The organism is Neobacillus sp. SM06, from assembly GCF_050496765.1.
GTDB lineage: Bacteria > Bacillota > Bacilli > Bacillales > Cytobacillaceae > JAEVLT01.
The window spans coordinates 175,119-194,191 of record NZ_JBNWEO010000011.1 but is presented as its reverse complement, the minus strand read 5'-3'; the positions used below and the strand labels follow the sequence as shown (position 1 = coordinate 194,191).

The following is a 19,073-nucleotide window of genomic DNA, read 5'->3' as shown; positions in this document are numbered from 1 at the left end:
ATTTATGTTTATCGCCAATCGAAAGGAGGAAGTTGATTGTGCAAAGCATACATTGGGCTTGGGGCTATATACGTAAATACCGGGCAAGGCTATTCCTTGGTCTTTTTTTGTCGTTAGTGGTTTCGGCGTTAAATATGGTGAATCCGTATTTTGCCGGAAAGATTGTTGATAAGGTCATTTTGGGCGGCCAAAGTGGCTTGTTGGTTCCTTTTCTTGGACTGATGGTTGGCGTCACCGTGGTCAAGACGGTAATCCGCTACAATTATCAATTAATGTTTGAACGGATATCGCAGAGCGTTATTTTTACGGTAAGGGAACAGTTGTATGATCGGCTTCATCAGCTTGATTTTAGTTTTTATGATCGGACGAAGACAGGGGACATCATGGCCCGAATGACGGGTGATTTGGAAGCCGTCCGGCATTTTACTGCTTGGGTTATCTATATGATTTTTGAAAATCTGACAATCCTGCTGTTTGCGCTTGGGTTCATGTTTTATATTCATCCGCCGTTAGCTTTGGCGATGCTGGCGATTACACCGCTCATTGGCTTTTTCGCTTACCGGTTAGCCTATACGGTTAAACCGACATTTTCCGAAATTAGGGGACAGTTTGCACGATTAAATTCAGTGGTACAGGAAAATATTAGTGGGAATCGAGTTGTGAAGGCTTTTGCCAAAGAAGACTATGAAATTGAAAAATTTTCAGCTGAGAACGAAGCTTTCAAGGAAAAAAATATTCTTTCGGCCCATGTATGGGAACGGTTTTTGCCTATTCTGGATTCCCTTGCCGGGGTCTTATCTGTCGTAATGATTGTCGTGGGAGGAATCATGGTGATTAACGGTTCCCTTACACTGGGCCAGTTGGTTACATTTAACTCATTGCTTTGGGCATTGAATAATCCGATGCGGATGGCCGGCTGGCTGATTAATGATGTTCAGCGGTTCATTGCATCTGCGGAGAAAGTGGAAGATTTGTTAAATGCACAATCGAAAATAACCAATCGCGAGATGCCGTCCAATGTTAAAAACTTCAGAGGGATCGTGGAGTTTGACCATGTCTTTTTTAGCTATGGAGATGGAGCTGTTTTAGAAAATATCAACTTTAAAGTCACTCCGGGGCAAACAGTCGGGATTATCGGGCCGACAGGGGCGGGAAAATCGACATTGGTGAATCTGTTAAGCAGATTTTATGATCCGGATCGTGGAGAAGTTCGAGTAGATGGAGTGAATGTACGAGATTGGGATATTCATAAATTAAGAGGGAATATCGCGATGGTCATGCAGGATATTTTTCTATTTTCCGATACTATTGAAGGAAATATTGCATACGGCAATCCGCAAGCTTCAATTGAAACCGTTCATGCAGCGGCAAAAGCGGCGGAGGCTCATGAGTTTATTTCCGAGCTTCCGGATGGATACGATACGATTGTTGGCGAACGTGGTGTTGGCCTTTCCGGTGGACAAAGGCAGCGGATTGCGTTAGCAAGAGCCATTTTGAAAGATCCAGCGATCCTGATTCTGGATGATACAACTTCAGCAGTCGATATGGAAACGGAATTGAAAATCCAGCAAACGCTCAATTCTGTACTCCAAGAAAAAACGTGCTTTATTATTGCCCACCGTATTTCATCTGTCAAAGAAGCGGATTTAATCCTTGTCATGAACAACGGGAACATTATTGAAAGAGGGAAGCACGAAGAACTTTTGAAGAAAAAAGGTTACTACTATCATGTGTATAAAAATCAATTTGGTGATTTTGACGAAATGTTTCAAGGTGAGGAAGTGATTTCTGTCCATGGCGCGCAATAAATTTGATGTCGATGAAGAATTGGAATCTCCTTTTCGTTTCATTCATCTAAAGCGACTGTTTGGTTATTTAACCCCATATAAAAAGAAATTAAGTTTAACCGTTTTCATTATGCTCGTTGCCAGTGCGGCAAATTTGATTGGACCGTATCTAATTAAACAGGCAATTGATGAGAAAATTCCCCAGAAGGACATCGGAGGCCTGTGGCTGCTTGCGGGTATTTACCTGCTTTCGTTAGTCATTACAGGGGTAAGTTTGAAGTATAAGATTCGCATGATGACAGATATTGGCCAAAGTGTCATCCAAAATATACGAACCGATTTGTTTACACACCTGCAAAAATTATCTTTCTCTTTCTACGATAACCGGCCGCATGGGAAAATTCTTGTGCGGGTGGTCAATTACGTTAATTCCTTGAGCGACTTGCTTTCAAATGGACTAATCAATTTAATAACCGATCTTTTTAGTCTTGTGGTGATTTTAGCTTTTATGTTCTCGATTAATGTCAAACTGACGCTCTTGTCCATGGTTGGTTTTCCGATTTTGGCCATCGTGATCTTTTTTATCAAAAATGCCCAGCGTCGGGCTTGGCAAACGCTAAGCAATAAACAATCCAACATGAATGCTTATATTCATGAAAGCATTAATGGAATAAAAGTAACGCAGGCTTTTTCACGGGAAGCAGAAAACAAACGTATTTTTCACGATGTATCCGAAAGTTATCGGACCTCGTGGATGAAGGCGGTAAAAATTCAATTTTTACTTTGGCCTTCAATTGAAAATCTTTCAACTTTAACCGTTTCCTTCATTTATATGGTTGGGATTTCGCAAATCAATCAAGGGGTGACGGTAGGAGCATTAATTGCATTTATCGGCTATATTTGGATGTTTTGGACTCCTTTAACGAATATCGGAAACTTTTATAATGCCATTATCAATGCAACGGCCTATTTGGAGCGCATTTTTGAAATGATGGATGAGAGGCCGACAGTTTTGGATGCTCCACATGCAAGCGAATTGCCAGCCATTAAAGGGAAGGTTGAATTTAAACATGTTGAGTTTGGCTATGAGGGTGAGGAAAAAATTCTCCATGACTTGAATTTTTGCGTTAATCCGGGTGAAACCATTGCCCTTGTAGGAGCGACCGGTTCGGGAAAGACGACCATTATCAGTTTGATTAGCCGTTTTTATAATTTAAACAGTGGAAAAATTGAAATAGACGGCGTTGACATCGCGACGGTAACCCTTTCGTCTCTCCGTAAGCAAATGGGGGTGATGCTGCAGGATCCGTTTATTTTCTCTGGCACGATTATGGATAATATCCGCTATGGCCGCTTGGATGCAACCGATGAAGTAGTGATTGAGGCGGCTAAAGCAGTGCAGGCTCATGCGTTTATTAGCCGTTTGCAAGATGGATATTATACAGAGGTGAACGAAAGAGGATCGAGGCTTTCCACTGGACAGCGGCAGTTAATTTCGTTTGCCAGGGCATTGTTGGCCGATCCAAAGATATTAATCCTTGATGAGGCAACTTCGGCTATTGATACAGAAACCGAGCTTGCCTTGCAGAAAGGTTTGGAAACGCTGCTTGTGGGCCGAACATCCTTTATTATTGCCCATCGGCTATCCACGATTCAAAACGCCTCTCGAATTCTTGTGATTGATAAAGGAAGAATAATCGAAGAAGGCACCCATGAGGAATTAATGCACAGAAAAAGCTATTACTGGCGACTGCATCGGTCACAGCATCAATCGATTCAAGTGGGATAAGTTAGAAAAGTCACACTTTTGTTTCAGCAGCAGGTTTTTAGTGTTGGTAAAGGGGAGCAGCCTTGGTTATCGGTCAATAAGAGAGGTTTATAATGCCCGTGGAAGCGGAAATCCTGGGTTGATGGTCAATAAGAAAGGTTCTCAATGTCCGTTGGAGCGAGAATCCTGGGTTTATGGTCGATAAGAGAGGTTTATAATGCCCTTTGGAGCAGAAATCCTGGGTTGATGGTCGATAAGAGAGGTTTATAATGCCCGTGAAAGAGGAAATCCTGGGTTGATGGTCGATAAGAGAGGTTTATAATGCCCTTTGGAGCAGAAATCCTGGGTTGATGGTCGATAAGAGAGGTTTATAATGCCCTTTGGAGCGGAAATCCTGGGTTGATGGTCGATAAGAAAGGTTCTCAATGTCCGTTGGAGCGAGAATCCTGGGTTGATGGTCGATAAGAGAGGTTTATAATGCCCGTGGAAGCGGAAATCCTGGGTTGATGGTCGATAAGAAAGGTTTATAATGCCCTTTGGAGCAGAAATCCTGGGTTGATGGTCGATAAGAGAAGTTTATAATGCCCGTGAAAGCAGAAATCCTGGGTTGATGGTCGATAAGAAAGGTTTATAATGCCCTTTGGAGCAGAAATCTTGGGTTGATGGTCGATAAGAGAGGTTTAGAATGCCCGTGAAAGAGGAAATCCTGGGTTGATGGTCGATAAGAGAGGTTTATAATGCCCGTGAAAGAGGAAATCCTGGGTTGATGGTCAATAAGAAAGGTTCTCAATGTCCGTTGGAGCAGAAATCCTGGGTTGATGGTCGATAAGAAAGGTTCTCAATGTCCGTTGGAGAGGAAATCCTGGGTTGATGGTCAATAAGAGAGGTTTAGAATGCCCGTGAAAGAGGAAATCCTGGGTTGATGGTCGATAAGAGAGGTTTAGAATGCCCGTGAAAGAGGAAATCCTGGGTTGATGGTCGATAAGAGAGGTTCTCAATGTCCGTTGGAGCGGAAAAATGGTGCAAACGGTCAATAAGAAGGGTTCTCAATAACCGCGCTGATCAGTGGAAATTTTAAAAAGGTGCCCCTTAAGCATAAGCTTCAGGGGCACTGTCTTCTACCGATACTTAATAATGCAAAAACTTCACACAAACCGGATCGGGCACAGCTACATCTGCCTGTAAAAGTCTCAGTTTTCCAGATTCTTGATCACGGGCATACAATACGAGGTTTCCGGAATTTTGATTGGAAGCAATCAAAAATTCTTCCGTTGGGTCAAGTACAAAATCGCGCGGCCAATCGCCTTCAGTAGAAACCCGATCAACGAAAGTTACTTCTCCTGTTTCTTCCTTTACAGAAAAAATGGCAATGCTGTTATGTCCGCGGTTGCCGGCATAGACAAAGCGGCCGTCAGAGGAGATGTGAATCGCGCTACCCTGGTTGTTATCCGTAAAGTCGTCTGGAATCGTTTTAATTGCTTGCAGTTCACGAAAGCTTCCGTCTTCAGCATGATAGGCTAAGGCAATTACTTCTGAACTGAACTCGGTCATAATGTAAGCAAATTTCTTATTTGGGTGAAAAGCAAGGTGGCGCGGTCCGCTGCCTGGTTTGACAGACAAACTGCTTACTTCGGTCAATTTTCCATCATCGCCAACTTTGTATGTAAAAAGCTTGTCAATGCCGAGCTCGACAGCAGCGAGATACTTTTCATCCGGTGTCAATCCCGCAAAGTGAGTATGTGCTTTTTCCTGCCTTGGATCAGGACCGTTGCCCTCATGCTGAATGATCGACACTGGCGGCGAGATCATCCCGTTTTCGCGGTTTAAGGTGTACGATTCGACTGTCCCTTTATGATAATTGGCACTGAACAAAAATTGACGGTGGTGGTCAAGACTGACATGGCATGGCGGTGAACCAGCCAGCACTTGTGTATTAATTGGGGTAAGTTCGCCGGATTCACTAATTCTATAACCGGCAACACCGCCCGATTCTCCTTTTTTTACAACTGCGTAAAGATACTGGTTGTCTTCACTGATGTTTAAATATGTAGGATTGTCCAATTCGGCGGCAACTTGCACATTGGTAATTTTTTTTGCATCAGTATCAAGGGTAAACGAATAAATCCCTTTGCTGTCGCCCTTCGTATACGTTCCAACATACCCCTTAAATCGTTTATTGCTCATTGTCAAATCTCCTTATGATCAAATTTACTATGTTTATTTTAGCACAAATAAGTAGAAAGGTTGAAAGCGGTGCCTGAAATCAATCATATTGGATATAATGAAAGAAAAAATTCCGAACCCGTATCTTTTTTACCCCCTTTAATCGTTTTTATAGCAGAGAGGTGTTAAAGGAGTGAACAACCGCATGCAAAAAGTAAGTGAACAGGAAGAGTCAGTAAAGATCATTGAATGGTATCCGCGTCTTCAACAATACAGCCGTTTTCTGGCACAAAATAAATGGGATGGGGAAGATATTGCCCAAGAAGCGGTGATCAAAGCTTGTGTGCATTATTCCACGCTGAGTACTGCGCTGCTTCATAAAATTGCTTACCATCACTGGATTGATGTCATTCGCCAACGAGCGCGCGAAACGCTTGTTGAAGAAATACCGGAGGGAGCGATGCTGGAAAAGAAGGCAGCCACCGATGTGCAAATGGAACTGGTCGAATCTTTTTTGAAAAAACTCACTCCAAAACAGGCGGTTATTTTTGCCTTGAAAGAAGGCTTTCAGTACCAAACAGCCGAGATTGCCGAGATATTAAACACAACAGAAATGGCTGTAAAGGCCGCACTTCTCCGGTCAAAAAAGCAATTGGCAAAAATGAGGTGCAGTGACATCCAGTTTCCCACCAAATGGGAGGAAACGGAAGAGTCGCTGTTAACGAGCTTGTTTTATCAATCTTTTTTTTATCAAGATCCGACTGTTTTGATTGAAGCAGTACCAACGATTCGTTCACTCGCACGGGAAGTCCAGCCTGCAACGTGGATGCGGCACTCCTCCTCTCCTGTTCTTTTAGCGGCTTAGGATCAAAACGATTGAAGGAGGAAAATCACATGAATACTGTGCCATATGTTATTGAGCAATCATCTCGCGGTGAGCGGTCGTACGATATTTATTCCCGCCTGTTAAAGGATCGGATCGTTATGATCGGGGATGAAATTAACGATCACGTTGCTAATAGTATTGTTGCCCAGCTGTTGTTTTTGGCTGCTGACAATGAGGAGAAAGATATTTCCCTTTATATTAATAGTCCGGGCGGGTCTACGTCTGCGGGATTTGCCATTTTTGACACGATGCTGTATATAAAGCCGGATATCCGGACAATTTGTACAGGGATGGCGGCTTCTTTCGGAGCCATGCTTCTTTTAGCTGGAACGAAAGGCAAACGGTTTGCTTTGCCAAATGCGGAAATTATGATCCACCAGCCGTTGGGCGGTGCCAGAGGGCAAGCAACAGAAATTGAAATTTCAGCGCGGAGAATCTTAAAACTTAAAGATCATGTGAACAAAATCATCTCCGAACGCACTGGGCAGCCAGTTGAAAAAGTTGCGCGGGACACGGAGCGGGATTATTTCATGAGCGCAGAAGAAGCAAAAGAATACGGGATCATTGATGAAATCATTCGTGCAAGTTAACTATGAAAAGAAGAGCCGGCGTTTGCCCGGCTCTTTTTGAATAGAAAAGTTTTAGCCTTAAATAAAATGAAATCTTTATCGGAAAATAAATGATTTGATTTGCAACACCAAAAGTTTTTAGAAACTATAAAGGAATTTATTTAAATAAAGGAAATTTAAAAATGAAATAAATATTATCAAATTTACTTTAATTTAAATTAAAGGTAAAATGGTATTAAAGTAATCCGCAATTGACATAGACAACAAGAAAATATGGAAAGCGAAATAAAATAAACCAAAACATATACAAAAAAATGGCGGAGGCGAAACACATGGCAAAAGCAAAAAGTAAAGGAGTATCCATCTACTCAAAAGCGGTTCCTGCAAAACTTTCCTCCCAGAACCAAATTACTGTCCCTTTAGAAGTTCGAGAAACGATTGGCGCTCAACCAGGAGATAAGATCCTGTTTGTTTTTGGTGAGAATCAGGAAGTAACGGTAAAAGTTAAGAAAAAAGAATCCCTTTTAGATTTATATGGCAGTATGCCTCCAAAAGGGAATGATGAGCCAATGGAATGGGAAAAGATTAGGAAATTAGCAAGAGAGGAAATGGTTTCTCCTAATGAAGATGAAAAATAGGAGAAGGTGGGGTGGTTTCAATGTATCTATTAGATGCGAATGTTATAGTAAGATTTTTAACAAATGATGATCCAGTTCAATCACCGGCAGCATTTCAATTATTTAAGAAAGCTATCGAAAAAAATTTAACATTTATGTTACATCCATTAGTGATAGCGGAGTGTTGTTATGTTCTAGAATCTAAAAGATACAGCCATTCGAAAAAAGAAATAGCAGAGAATTTAAGTCAATTGATAGCATCAGCTAATATTAAAACATTGGAAATGGATATAGTCCTAGGAGCATTAGTAGAATATTGCAAGCAAAATGTGGATTTCACTGACGCCTTTTTGGCGGTAAGTGTCAATCAAAATGCCGAATTAAGTGCAACAATTACTTGAAATTGCAAAGATTTTAGACGGTTATCTACAGAGTATTATGCACCAGAGGATATAATTATCGAGATGGAGTAGCCAAAAGGAACCGCTTCTCCTAATGTTTAAGTTGGTCATCATGTTTATTCAAAACAAAAAGAAGTAACCGCCCTGCCTCCCCAAAGGTCAAATGGGTAGTTACTCCTTTTTGTAATTAAACATACTTTGGTTAGCCGCTCACTTTGCGGCATGTAGTTGCGTGATCAGATGTTAACGCATCTGATCTTTTTTATTTATCTCTATTATAAAATAAATTATTCATAAGAAGCAATTAATATCTTTTGATACTTGATTGCATTGGGGTTTAGGCACCTTTTTACTTATAATTTTTTCACTTCAACGTATTTCTGTGACCACTTCTCCATTTCTTTTAATGCGGGTTCGAGGGCTTTTCCTTTTTCGGTAAGGGAGTATTCAATCCGCACTGGGGTTTCAGGAAAGACTTCCCGCGTAACGATTCCCTCGCGCTCTAGATCCTTTAAACGCTCAGATAGCAGCCGGCCACTAATCGGCAGAGAAGCCTCGATCGTACCAAAACGCTGCGGGCCAGACAAAAGCTGGTAAATGATGAGACCGGACCAGCGCTGACTTAAGAGTTTCATGGCTTTTTCAAATTTCGGGCATAATGAATTCGAATTCATGTTCACGTGCAATCACCTCTGTTGCCTTTATTATAACGCAAAATGGTTACTTGACATACATTTATTATGAATTTATAGTTAGTTACATAAAGTAAGTGATTTTTTTAAAAAGAAGGGAAGTTTACAAGATGATGCCATCTTTATTTTTAGCACATGGCTCGCCGATGCTGGCAATTGAGAATTCGGAGTATACCGATTTTCTTGGAAATTTAGGAAGAAAACTTCAGCCGAAAGCCATTGTTATTTTTACAGCGCACTGGGAAGAAGAGCAAGTTACGATTTCCTCAGTGGAAGGAACCTATGAAACGATTTACGATTTTTACGGTTTTCCAGACGAGTTATATCAAGTGAGTTATCCGGCTAAAGGTTCACCTGAACTTGCCGGTAGGCTGCAAAATTTGTTTGACCAAGCGGGAATTCTTGCTCAATTTGATGCAAAAAGAGGTCTTGATCACGGTTCATGGACACTGCTATCGAGAATGTATCCAAACGCAGATCTTCCTGTTGTGCAAGTTTCGGTCAATCCATTTCTTCCCCCGGAAAAACAATACCAAATTGGCGAAGCACTGCAAGGGTTGGGACAGGAAAATATCCTTGTGATTGGCAGCGGTGTCACGGTGCACAATTTGCGAATGGTAAACTGGGGACAGACGGAGCCTGAGGAATGGGCTCTTCAATTTGATGACTGGCTGATCGAGCAAATGGAGAAAAGCAATCGCGAAAATCTTTTTCAGTATGAAACAAAAGCACCAAATGCGAAAGCCGCCGTTCCAAGACCTGAGCACTTTGTTCCCCTTTTTATTGCGATGGGCAGCGGACAAAGCAAACCTGCAGTCCTTTATCGCAGCTATGAATATGGGACATTAAGCTACCTTTGTCTCGCGTTCTAAGGTGTTCTTTGGAAAAATTCCAGAAAAAATTTTACCAAATCCTCAAACTTTCCGTTCCATGCTTCTTCACGAAGCACAGGTTTACGAATACGATGTTTTAGAGAGCGTTTATTCGCTTTTTTTCTTTTTTTCATAAGTATTTTACATCCTGAACTTGGGTAAAGACTAGAGAGGGTATATGTATAGCCGGTAATCTTGGCTAAAAGATAATTTTCTGGACTCGCCTAAAAGGTGTTTGATACGATCTTACTAACAATTTTCATATAGCGGCTTTTTGATGGAGTGGTAGAATTGCAAACAAGGGAATCGGTTTCAAGAATGGTTTTACTGATTAGTATATGGAGCAATGCAGTGTTGGCAGTGGGCAAAATGAGCATTGGCTGGTTTGGCGGCAGCAACGCAGTATTCGCAGATGGAATTCATTCGGGGACTGACGTGTTCGCCGCAGTGATTGCACTTTTGATTGTCCGAATATCGAATAAACCGGCAGACGATGACCATCCATATGGCCATGGCAAAGCGGAAATCATCTCGTCGGCAATTGTTGGCGTTCTCCTTATTCTCATATCTTTTTACCTTGGCTACCAAGGAATATCAGGATTGATCGAACCGTTCACTCTTCCAAGTATTTTAGCTATTTACGTCGCTGTTTTATCTTTTGCAATCAAACAGTTCCTCTACCGCTATTCGCTGAAAAAAGCCTTGCAGTATAAAAGCAAAGCAATTGAAGCCATTGCGATTGACCATAAAGCTGATATTGCCGCATCGTTTACGGCGGCAATTGGCGTTTCACTCACCTATATTGGGACAGCTGCAAACATTCCTTTTTTACAATACAGCGACAAAATGGCCAGCATCATCGTTTCCATTCTGATTTTAAAAATTGCGATTGAATTGTTAACAGAAGCATTCAATATTTTGCTTGAACGGAATATTGATGGCGAATTTTTGAACGATCTTCAGCAAATGATCTCCGAATTCCACGAAGTAAAGAGGATTGACCGGATCCGCGCCCGCGATCATGGACATTACATTATGGTCGATGTGCGGATTTCAATTGATTCCGAAAAGACGATTAAAGAAGGACACGATATTGCCAAAGAAATTAAATTTACACTGATGGAAAAGTATACTAATATTGAGGAAGTACTGATACATTTGAATCCATATATTCATAATAGGTAGGTGGTCATTCGGATGGCAAAAGGCAAAAAAGGGACGAAGAAAACAGCAAACTCATCTTCAAAGTTTATTTTCTGGGTAATTGGTTTCGTTGCTGTGGCCTTGATCGCTTTTATTTTTTTAAGCAATCCTTCAAAAACAACCAAGAAGCAGACAATTGATTATTCTGGACAGCCGTACATAGGGGGAAAATCCGCACCGGTTTCGATCATTGAGTTTGGTGATTATAAATGCCCGAGTTGCAAACAGTTTGGCAAAAATGTGATCCCGGTGATTCAGCAAGAGTTCGTGGACACTGGCAAGGCGAAGCTGTACTTTTTAAACGATGCGTTTATTAATGTTGATTCGATTCGCGCCGCAAAATTTGCCGAATCTGTATATGCCGTACTGGGCAATGACACGTTTTGGAAGTTTCATGACCTTTTGTATAAAAAACAGCCGGAAGACGGTAAATATGAAAAGATTGATCTTTATGATGAAAAATTTCTAACGGATACGTTAAAGGAAGTTGCCCGTGATGCAGATGTAAAAAAGGTTGTTGGCCATTTCCGCGCCAAAAAATCCGATGCGGCTTTTCAGAAGGATATGGATTTGGCGAAAAAGCTAAACGTTACCGGCACGCCGACTTTATTTGTTAATGGGAAATTATTTGACGGCCAAACAATCGATGATTTAAAGAAAATGGTGGATGCTGCAGCTAAGGAGAAAGGCAATGAATAAACCGCTGCTTTTTTCTTGGTTGGTTGCCCTAATTTCCACGCTTGGCAGCCTATATTTTATTGAGGTGTTGCACTATGCTCCATGCACATTATGCTGGTACCAGCGGATTCTGATGTACCCTTTGGCTGTGATTTTAGGAATTGCCTTTTATCGAAATGACTGGAAGATTTATATTTATGCGCTGCCGCTGTCGATTTTGGGGATCATCGTATCAGGCTATCATACGGCATTGCAAAAAATCCCCTATTTACAGCAATTTGAAAAATGCCAAACGGGAATTCCATGTTCCAAAGACTACTTAAACTGGTTCGGGTTTATTACGATTCCGATGATGGCGTTCGTTGCATTTACGATGATTACAATCAGCCTCGTTATTCTTGCACGGAAAAACTAAAGCGGATTGACCTCTAAGAATCGTTATGCCTTGTGGTGAACGGCAACCCTGGAACATAAAAAAGCGACTGTCTTCGCGGCAGTCGTTTTTATTTACATTTTTGCAGTCCGTCCCCAGCGTTCCTCGATTTTGCAAACCTTCCAAATGGTAAAGGAAATTCCCCATGAGAGTACAAATAGAATGACAAGCAAATAACCAAGCCAGCTTATATCAAGCTTTTGGATAAAATGCCAGAAACCGTCTGTCAGGCCTGCTTTTTTTGAAAAAACTTGGGCGAGTTCGATAATACCAATCAATAATGCGGCGGCGACGGATAATGCTGTGATCGTCAAGTTGTAATACACTTTTCTTAGTGGAGTTGAAAACGCCCATTTGTAAGCATTTACCATAAAAATTCCATCTGCTGTATCCATCAGGCTCATTCCAGCTGCAAAAAGAATTGGCAGAGCCAGTATCCCTACAAGCGGTAAAGCGTCTTTTGCCGCCCCAGCCGAAATAGCCAACAGAGCGATCTCGCTGGCAGTATCGAATCCCAATCCAAATAAGAAGCCAAGCGGGTAAACATGCCAGCTTTTACTGATGAATCGGAATAAAGGGCCGGTAAAACGGGCAAGAAAACCGCGATTTAACAGAAGTTCTTCGACTTCCTCCTCATTGTATGTACCTTCGCGCATGCTGAAAAAAACTTTTCGCAAATCCATCAAAATAACTGCATTTAACAGGCCAATGAACAAGAGAAAGGATCCGGATACAATGGTTCCGATCACACTGCCCACTTCTTGCCACTGCGGCAGCCCTTTTTGCGCCCACTGGACGGATACTGCCAGCACGATGGTCATGAGGAATACAACGGTGGAATGACCCATGGAAAAAAAGAAGCCCACACCGACAGGGTTTTGCTTTTGTTGAACCAATTTTCTCACGGTGTTATCAATGGAAGCAATATGATCTGCATCGAAAGCATGACGCAACCCAAGTGTGTAGGAAACAAAGGCTAACCCGAGTAAGAAAGGATTCTCATTTGCACCAATCGCCAAAAATCCAATGCCGAAAATATGTAATAAGAGAACAATAATACTGTAAGGGATCCAGCTTTTGTTAAAAATTTGCTGCACAACCTTTCCTCCAGTCTTTCAACAGTGAAGTTTTCGAAAACTTTTCAATGATACAGGACTGTAACATCATGTAATAATATAAGATAATTTTACCTTGTGGAGACAATCTTGGAAATATAAATAAAATGGACAAACATTCCATATGCTAGCTAAATAGCTTAGTAGCAATGAAAGTAGAATGATTTCATATAATGCCATTTTTTGGACAATGAAAAGAAATATTACAACTGGTAGCCTAGTAGTAGAGACAAAAAAACAACTACTAGGAGGCTTACATGAAGAAACTTAAAAAACTAGTAATTGCGACTGGATTCATGTTAACAATGTCTGTTGGAGTATTAACAACTCAATCGGAAGCAGCAACAAATTACACAGTAAAATCAGGTGACACCTATTGGAAAGTAGCAAGCAGATTTGGCGTTTCTGTGGTTGGGCTAAAAAAGGCAAATAATGCGACTTCAAATATGTTGTTTGCTGGCCAAAATCTTGTTATTCCGAATACGACTCTTTCATTAGCTGATAAAGAACTACTTGCAAAACTTGTTCATGCTGAAGCAAAAGGGGAGCCATATGCGGGCAAAGTGGCCGTTGCAACGGTCGTTTTAAACCGTGTAGCAAGCCCTGATTTCCCGAATACAGTCAGGGAAGTTATTTACCAAAAAGCGGGCGGTCATTATGCATTTACCCCGGTTCAAAATGGTGCAATCAATGAGGCTCCAGACGCAGCATCAAGAGCAGCGGTAAATGAAGCACTGGCCTATAGAGGACAAGGAAACGGTTCCCTATTCTTCTATAACCCGAAAACAGCTGTCAGCAAATGGGTATACTCTCGCGAAGTAACCGTAACAATCGGCAATCATCGATTTGCAAAATAATTTTAAAAAATGCCTGGATCATGTGGATTCAGGCGTTTTTCTTTTGGTAGTATTTATATGTAAGGTAGAAACTAGTGCCTAAGACCTATATAATACCAATAAAAGGGGAAATTGTATCGATAGATGTGTCTCTCATAAAAAGATGTTATTTCCCCCCTTAATTGCAAAAATCACGATTGATAAAAAACGCAATTCACTCTTCCTATCTGTTCGGTTTTGCTTTATAGTATTAAGTAATAACTGCATTATGGTAAAGCGTAAAAGCAACTAGGGGAATGAGAGGAAGGTAGCGATGATTAAGACGGTTTTGTTTGATGTAGACGGTGTTCTTCTGAGTGAAGAACATTATTTTGATGCTTCGGCGTTAACGGTTTGGGAAATGTTGATCAGCACTAATTATCTTGCACTGTCTCCGGAGCAATACAAAACGGATTTTACCGAAAGTGAAATTGCTGAAATTCGTGCAAGAGTTTTTAAAAATGACAAGGTCCTAAAATTTTTAAAATCGCGCGGATTGAATGCAAACTGGGATATGATTTATTTAACCTTCAGCTATCAATTGATTCATCTTTTGGCACAAATCAAAGAAACAGAGCAGGAACGGATTGAACAATGGCTTTCCCAGGAAATGGATCGCTCGACATTGCTGGAAGTGGCACAAGTGCTGAACAACTATGAAGTAGAATTTGATTTTGACCGTTTTATCACTGATTTTGAAGCAACAACAGAAACAAAGCAGGGGCTAATGAACCATCTTGATGTCTTGGCGAAGGAAAAATTGGGAGTAGAGACATCTATTTTTAAAGGAAAGGGCTCTCTTTGGTCGGTCTGTGAACATGTGTCCCAAGAGTGGTATGTTGGCGACAAAAATGTTCTTTCTTCAACTGGCCGTCCATCGGTTCAGCTTGGTAAGCAAGGATTTTTAGCAAATGAAACAACTTTGGCTCCCGCTGAAGAAATTTCGGAGTTCTTCCAATTTTTTATCGAAAAAGGGGTTTCGATTGGAATTGGCACTGGTAGACCAGAATTGGAAACGATCCAGCCTTTCGAGCATCTAGAGTGGTTGCAATATTTTGATACGAATCATATCGTGACAGCTGACGAAGTGTTGAAGGCTCAGAAAGAGGTTTCTGGTAGTATCTCATTATCAAAGCCGCATCCATTTACGTATTTGCTGGCGTTGGCGGGTAAAAATCAAGATGCGGCAGAATGCTTGAAACAGCCGCTGCCGCTTGAAAATGGCGATGAAATTTTAATTGTGGGTGATTCGCTGGCAGACTTACTGGCAGCAAGACAAATGGGCTGTCAATTTGCCGCTGTCTTAACTGGTTTATCCGGTAAAGATGCCCGCAGCGAGTTTGAAAAACATCAAGCAGATTCTATTTTTGATTCAGTATTGGATGTAAAAGAGCTAATTGAATCGATAAGCTAAGCTTTCATAGGTTTTCGCTAATAGGGGCGGTTGAACAAATCGTTGACGAAGGATGCATGGTGCTAGCATTTATCGTGTCGCTGAGAGAGTGCCTCAAAGCCCTTTGGAGCGAAAAAAGTGGGGAAAAGGTCGTTGGGAGAGCGCCTCAAACTCTCACATTAATAGCCTCCTCCTTCACCCCCCATATATTTACAAAAATCCTAAACAAACAAACAAAAAGGGATAGCCACTGGCAGGCTATCCCTTTTTGCTATGCAATTTTATAAAAAGCCTAAACACTTTCCACCTTTTCAGGCTCCAGCTGTCCCGGATAAACGGAGTCCACATTCTCAAGCTCCAGCAGCTGTGCTTCTGCAATACCTTCAATCGATGTTAAATCCGCAACAATTTCAGTTCCAATTGCTTTATCAAGCGTCAAGACCATGATGGCCTCGCCGCCGACATTTGCCCGGCCAACCTGCATGGTTCCAATGTTGATAGCGTAGTTTCCAAGCAGGGATCCAACTTTTCCGATCATACCAGGGATGTCGTGGTGTTTGATATAAAGCAAATATTTTTCCGGGCGGACATCGATGCGATATTCATTGATTTTGACAATCCTTGCACCATAGCCGTTTAAGACAGTCGCGCCAATAGTCGCTGTTTGATCGCCATGCGAAACGGTCAGCTCCAAATAATTGGAAAATCCTTTATTGGATGCATTATGCTGAACATTGTAGGATACACCCTGCTCTTTTAAAAGATGAAGCGAATTGATCAAGTTGACAGAATCACTTAAATGATAGGATAAAATTCCTTTGATCATCGTTCTTGTTAGCAGATCTGTATCCTCTTCAATTAGATCACCGAAATAATTAATGTTAATTTTAACGGGTGCTTTTTTTAGCAATTGCATTGCCAGCAATCCGGCCTGCTCGCACAACAGCAAGTATGGCTTCATTTTTTGCTGGGTTTCACCGGACATTTGCGGCATATTGACTGCATTGCGAATTGAATGGGATTCGAAAATTTCGATGATCTCCGCGCTGACTTCCTGGGCAACTTTTTCCTGGGCTTCAACTGTTGATGCCCCAAGATGCGGTGTTACAATAATGTTTGGATTATCCAGCAGTTCTGGATCGGCAACCGGCTCTTTCGCAAAAACATCAAGGGCGGCACCGGCGACATGCCCGGACTGAATGGCAGCAAGGAGTGCTTTTTCGTCAATAATACCGCCGCGGGCGCAGTTGACGAAGCGGACACCTTTTTTCGTTTTTTGTAAAAATTCTTCATTAATCAATGATCTTGTTTCATTGGTAAGTGGAGTATGGATCGTTATGAAATCCGACTCGCGCGCAATCATTTCGACGGTTGCTTTCGTTACCCCAAGTTTTTCAGCCCGATCCTCTGATAAATAAGGATCGAATCCTAAAATCGTCATGCCAAATGCTTTTGCACGTTTGGCAACCTCTGTACCGATCTTTCCCATGCCGAGGACACCAAGGGTCTTTTTGTACAATTCCACGCCTTTAAAGGAGTTCCGATCCCATTTCCCGCTGACTGTTACTTGGTACGCTTGCGGGATTTTCCGGGCAAGTGCAAGCATCATTGCCAATGTATGCTCTGTCGCGGCGATCGTATTGGCGCCTGGAGCATTAATCACGATAATCCCTTTCTTTGTTGCCGCGTTGACATCAATGTTGTCAACGCCGACACCTGCTCTGGCAATCACATGGAGACGGTCAGCGTGTTTCAGTAGTTCTTCCGTCACTTTCGTTTGGCTGCGGACGATCAATGCATCATATTCGCCGATGATTTTAGCCAATTCGTCAAGCGGCAATGTCGGCTGCCGATCAATTAAAAAGTTTGGATGATCATACAAGCTTTTTAACCCTGAATCACTAATTCCATCTGTTACTAAAACTTTATACATTGTCAATCCATACCTCCTGTGCTCGTTTTACTCCTGCTCCAAGTACATTTCTTCCTTCCAATGAATGAATGGCCATTTCGATGCTGCTCAATACTTTTAAAACATCAAACGGTGTGCAATACCCCATATGGCCGATCCGGAAAATTTCGCCTTTTAATTTTTTTTGACCGCCGCCAAGAGTGATCGCAAATTGATCTTTTAACACTTTCTTAAGCTGTTTTGTTTGGTCGTTGACGGTTCTTACGGCTGTGACGGTTGAAGAGGCATCTTCATCAGATGTCAACAGCGGCAGCTCGACAGCTTTTAATCCTTCACGCATCATCGTTTTTAGCAGTTCATGGCGCTTGATGACATTTTCAAAGCCTTCCTCGTCGAACATATTGCAAACTTCCCTCGCCCCATAGATAAGCGAAACAGCCGGGGTGAATGGTGTTGAGCGATCACTTTCATAGGATGCCAGATAGCGGTTCAAATCAAGGTAAAAGCGTTTTGACTTAGATTGGCGAATGACTTCTTTTGCAGTGTCAGCCACAGCGACAAACGCTAGTCCCGGCGGCAGCATCAATGCTTTTTGTGAGCCGGAGACAAGTATATCAATCTGCCAAGCTTCCATATCAACGGGAACGGCGCCAATATTGCTGACCCCATCAACAATAAAGAGAGCGTTTGTGACGCGCTTTGTGACACTCCCAAGATCCTTAATCGGTTGCATCACGCCTGTGGAAGTTTCACAATAGGTAGCAAATACAGCTTTAACATCTTTGTCAAGCGATTTTAAAAAGTCCTCTAGCTGTTCTGGTCTGCAAGCTTTTCCCCACTCGACTTCCAAGCGGTGGACGTTTGCGCCGAATGTCTCACAAATGGATGCAAAGCGGTCGCCAAAGGCACCGGCAACAATGACAACGACATCGTCCCCCTCTGTGATCACGTTTGCGGCAGCTGCTTCCAAGGCAGAAGTACCGCTGCTGGCAAGGATAGTGACGGGATTCTTTGAGCCAAAAACAGGCATCAACCTTGTTGCTACCTCCTCAAGCAGTACAGGAAATTCCTGGCCACGGTGGGCAATCATTGGCAGGTTCATCGCGTGCTTCACTCGTTCAGGAACAGGTGTTGGTCCAGGGGCAAACAAATATTGCTGATCAATTAACATTAAAAACCATCCTCCTAAAAAATTTTATAAAGCAAGCTCGGCGGCTGCTAAGCCTAGTGGAAGCAGAGCCATAGTTGCATTGATCATGAATGTGTCTTTAGAATTTAGCAAGGAAAATTCTGATTCTAAATAAAAACGTCCCTCATAACAGACAGAAGTGCCTTGTTATGAGGGACGTACTTATCCGTGGTGCCACCCTCGTTCACTGCAAAATGCAGCCTCTAAAGGTTAACGGCTAAAGCCGGGCAAGCCTACAAACGTTTCAGCGTGCCAGTTCAGAAGGGCTGGGCATGTGTAAGAAAAGGCACCGGTTTGCAGCTTCCACCGGCTCTCTGTTCGCAATCTCCTACTGCCGTCTTCATCATTACTTTTAAAATAATTGGGATCCCCAAAATTGCCGGCGCGGCCGGCGCCTTGCAACTCTGGTGGAATATACAGAATATTCTACAACCACTTCTTTATTGTTGTAAAGGGCTAAAAATAAATATTTTTTTTAGCAAAATTTTTCAAAAAAAGTGAACTCAAGAGCGGCAAGCGG

General features: G+C 42.1%; 18 protein-coding genes. 12 read left to right on the top strand and 6 right to left on the bottom strand.

Going from position 1 to position 19,073, the window contains the following annotated elements:
• The first annotated feature begins 38 nt into the window (after nucleotides 1-38).
• A complete protein-coding gene (locus tag ACQYAD_RS04275) occupies nucleotides 39-1,808 on the top strand; it encodes an ABC transporter ATP-binding protein (RefSeq protein ID WP_430235896.1) in 1,770 nt (589 codons plus the stop codon).
• Nucleotides 1,795-3,576, top strand: coding sequence for an ABC transporter ATP-binding protein (locus ACQYAD_RS04270; RefSeq protein ID WP_430235894.1), 1,782 nt, complete (start codon nucleotides 1,795-1,797; stop codon nucleotides 3,574-3,576). Before ACQYAD_RS04275 ends, ACQYAD_RS04270 begins: the two co-directional genes overlap by 14 nt.
• Nucleotides 3,577-4,683: 1,107 nt before the next feature.
• Here the strand turns inward: ACQYAD_RS04270 and ACQYAD_RS04265 are convergent.
• A complete protein-coding gene (locus ACQYAD_RS04265; protein ID WP_430235892.1) occupies nucleotides 4,684-5,739 on the bottom strand; it encodes a lactonase family protein in 1,056 nt (351 codons plus the stop codon).
• A gap of 172 nt (nucleotides 5,740-5,911) precedes the next feature.
• On the opposite strand from ACQYAD_RS04265, the gene ACQYAD_RS04260 reads away from it, so the two are divergent.
• The 4 genes from ACQYAD_RS04260 to ACQYAD_RS04245 all read left to right on the top strand — a co-directional run bounded on the left by ACQYAD_RS04260 (nucleotide 5,912) and on the right by ACQYAD_RS04245 (nucleotide 8,191).
• The gene (locus ACQYAD_RS04260) at nucleotides 5,912-6,583 is read left to right on the top strand and encodes a sigma-70 family RNA polymerase sigma factor (protein WP_430235890.1); all 672 of its coding nucleotides are present in this window, start codon (nucleotides 5,912-5,914) and stop codon (nucleotides 6,581-6,583) included.
• Between the two features lie 11 nt (nucleotides 6,584-6,594).
• Nucleotides 6,595-7,194, top strand: a complete 600-nt coding sequence (gene clpP / locus ACQYAD_RS04255) for an ATP-dependent Clp endopeptidase proteolytic subunit ClpP (protein ID WP_430235888.1) — start codon at nucleotides 6,595-6,597, stop codon at nucleotides 7,192-7,194.
• Nucleotides 7,195-7,505: 311 nt separating this feature from the next.
• Nucleotides 7,506-7,811 carry an AbrB/MazE/SpoVT family DNA-binding domain-containing protein gene (locus ACQYAD_RS04250; RefSeq protein ID WP_430235886.1) on the top strand — a complete coding sequence of 102 codons (306 nt, stop codon included), beginning with the start codon at nucleotides 7,506-7,508 and terminating at the stop codon, nucleotides 7,809-7,811.
• A 20-nt stretch (nucleotides 7,812-7,831) separates the two neighbouring features.
• Nucleotides 7,832-8,191, top strand: coding sequence for a PIN domain-containing protein (locus ACQYAD_RS04245; RefSeq protein WP_430235884.1), 360 nt, complete (start codon nucleotides 7,832-7,834; stop codon nucleotides 8,189-8,191).
• Nucleotides 8,192-8,544: 353 nt separating this feature from the next.
• On the opposite strand, the gene ACQYAD_RS04240 is transcribed toward ACQYAD_RS04245, so the two are convergent.
• On the bottom strand, nucleotides 8,545-8,865 hold the full coding sequence (locus tag ACQYAD_RS04240; protein WP_430236103.1) for a winged helix-turn-helix transcriptional regulator: 321 nt from the start codon (nucleotides 8,863-8,865) through the stop codon (nucleotides 8,545-8,547).
• Nucleotides 8,866-8,993: 128 nt separating this feature from the next.
• Between ACQYAD_RS04240 and ACQYAD_RS04235 the strand changes: the two genes are divergently transcribed.
• Nucleotides 8,994-9,755: a DODA-type extradiol aromatic ring-opening family dioxygenase gene (locus ACQYAD_RS04235; RefSeq protein WP_430235882.1), complete on the top strand. Its 762-nt coding sequence runs from the start codon at nucleotides 8,994-8,996 to the stop codon at nucleotides 9,753-9,755.
• On the opposite strand, the gene ACQYAD_RS04230 is transcribed toward ACQYAD_RS04235, so the two are convergent.
• Nucleotides 9,752-9,889, bottom strand: a complete 138-nt coding sequence (locus ACQYAD_RS04230; RefSeq protein WP_430235880.1) for a hypothetical protein — start codon at nucleotides 9,887-9,889, stop codon at nucleotides 9,752-9,754. The genes ACQYAD_RS04235 and ACQYAD_RS04230 overlap by 4 nt on opposite strands.
• Nucleotides 9,890-10,046: 157 nt before the next feature.
• On the opposite strand from ACQYAD_RS04230, the gene ACQYAD_RS04225 reads away from it, so the two are divergent.
• Genes ACQYAD_RS04225 through ACQYAD_RS04215 form a run of 3 tightly spaced genes read left to right on the top strand, consistent with a single transcriptional unit; the run spans nucleotide 10,047 to nucleotide 12,051 of the window.
• Nucleotides 10,047-10,940, top strand: coding sequence for a cation diffusion facilitator family transporter (locus ACQYAD_RS04225; protein WP_430235879.1), 894 nt, complete (start codon nucleotides 10,047-10,049; stop codon nucleotides 10,938-10,940).
• A 12-nt stretch (nucleotides 10,941-10,952) separates the two neighbouring features.
• Nucleotides 10,953-11,657 (top strand): DsbA family protein, encoded by a 705-nt coding sequence (locus tag ACQYAD_RS04220; RefSeq protein WP_430235877.1) that lies wholly within the window; start codon nucleotides 10,953-10,955, stop codon nucleotides 11,655-11,657.
• Nucleotides 11,650-12,051 carry a disulfide oxidoreductase gene (locus ACQYAD_RS04215; protein ID WP_430235875.1) on the top strand — a complete coding sequence of 134 codons (402 nt, stop codon included), beginning with the start codon at nucleotides 11,650-11,652 and terminating at the stop codon, nucleotides 12,049-12,051. Before ACQYAD_RS04220 ends, ACQYAD_RS04215 begins: the two co-directional genes overlap by 8 nt.
• Before the next feature lie 92 nt (nucleotides 12,052-12,143).
• On the opposite strand, the gene ACQYAD_RS04210 is transcribed toward ACQYAD_RS04215, so the two are convergent.
• A complete protein-coding gene (locus ACQYAD_RS04210) occupies nucleotides 12,144-13,166 on the bottom strand; it encodes a HoxN/HupN/NixA family nickel/cobalt transporter (protein WP_430235873.1) in 1,023 nt (340 codons plus the stop codon).
• 275 nt (nucleotides 13,167-13,441) lie between these two features.
• On the opposite strand from ACQYAD_RS04210, the gene ACQYAD_RS04205 reads away from it, so the two are divergent.
• Nucleotides 13,442-14,041 carry a cell wall hydrolase gene (locus ACQYAD_RS04205; protein ID WP_430235871.1) on the top strand — a complete coding sequence of 200 codons (600 nt, stop codon included), beginning with the start codon at nucleotides 13,442-13,444 and terminating at the stop codon, nucleotides 14,039-14,041.
• Between the two features lie 292 nt (nucleotides 14,042-14,333).
• On the top strand, nucleotides 14,334-15,473 hold the full coding sequence (locus ACQYAD_RS04200) for an HAD family hydrolase (protein WP_430235869.1): 1,140 nt from the start codon (nucleotides 14,334-14,336) through the stop codon (nucleotides 15,471-15,473).
• Nucleotides 15,474-15,744: 271 nt separating this feature from the next.
• Here the strand turns inward: ACQYAD_RS04200 and serA are convergent, their stop codons facing one another.
• Nucleotides 15,745-17,385, bottom strand: a complete 1,641-nt coding sequence (gene serA, locus ACQYAD_RS04195; protein WP_430236101.1) for a phosphoglycerate dehydrogenase — start codon at nucleotides 17,383-17,385, stop codon at nucleotides 15,745-15,747.
• A complete protein-coding gene (locus ACQYAD_RS04190) occupies nucleotides 17,378-18,535 on the bottom strand; it encodes a pyridoxal-phosphate-dependent aminotransferase family protein (protein ID WP_430235867.1) in 1,158 nt (385 codons plus the stop codon). The genes serA and ACQYAD_RS04190 overlap by 8 nt, the downstream gene beginning before the upstream one ends.
• Nucleotides 18,536-19,073 lie beyond the last annotated feature (538 nt).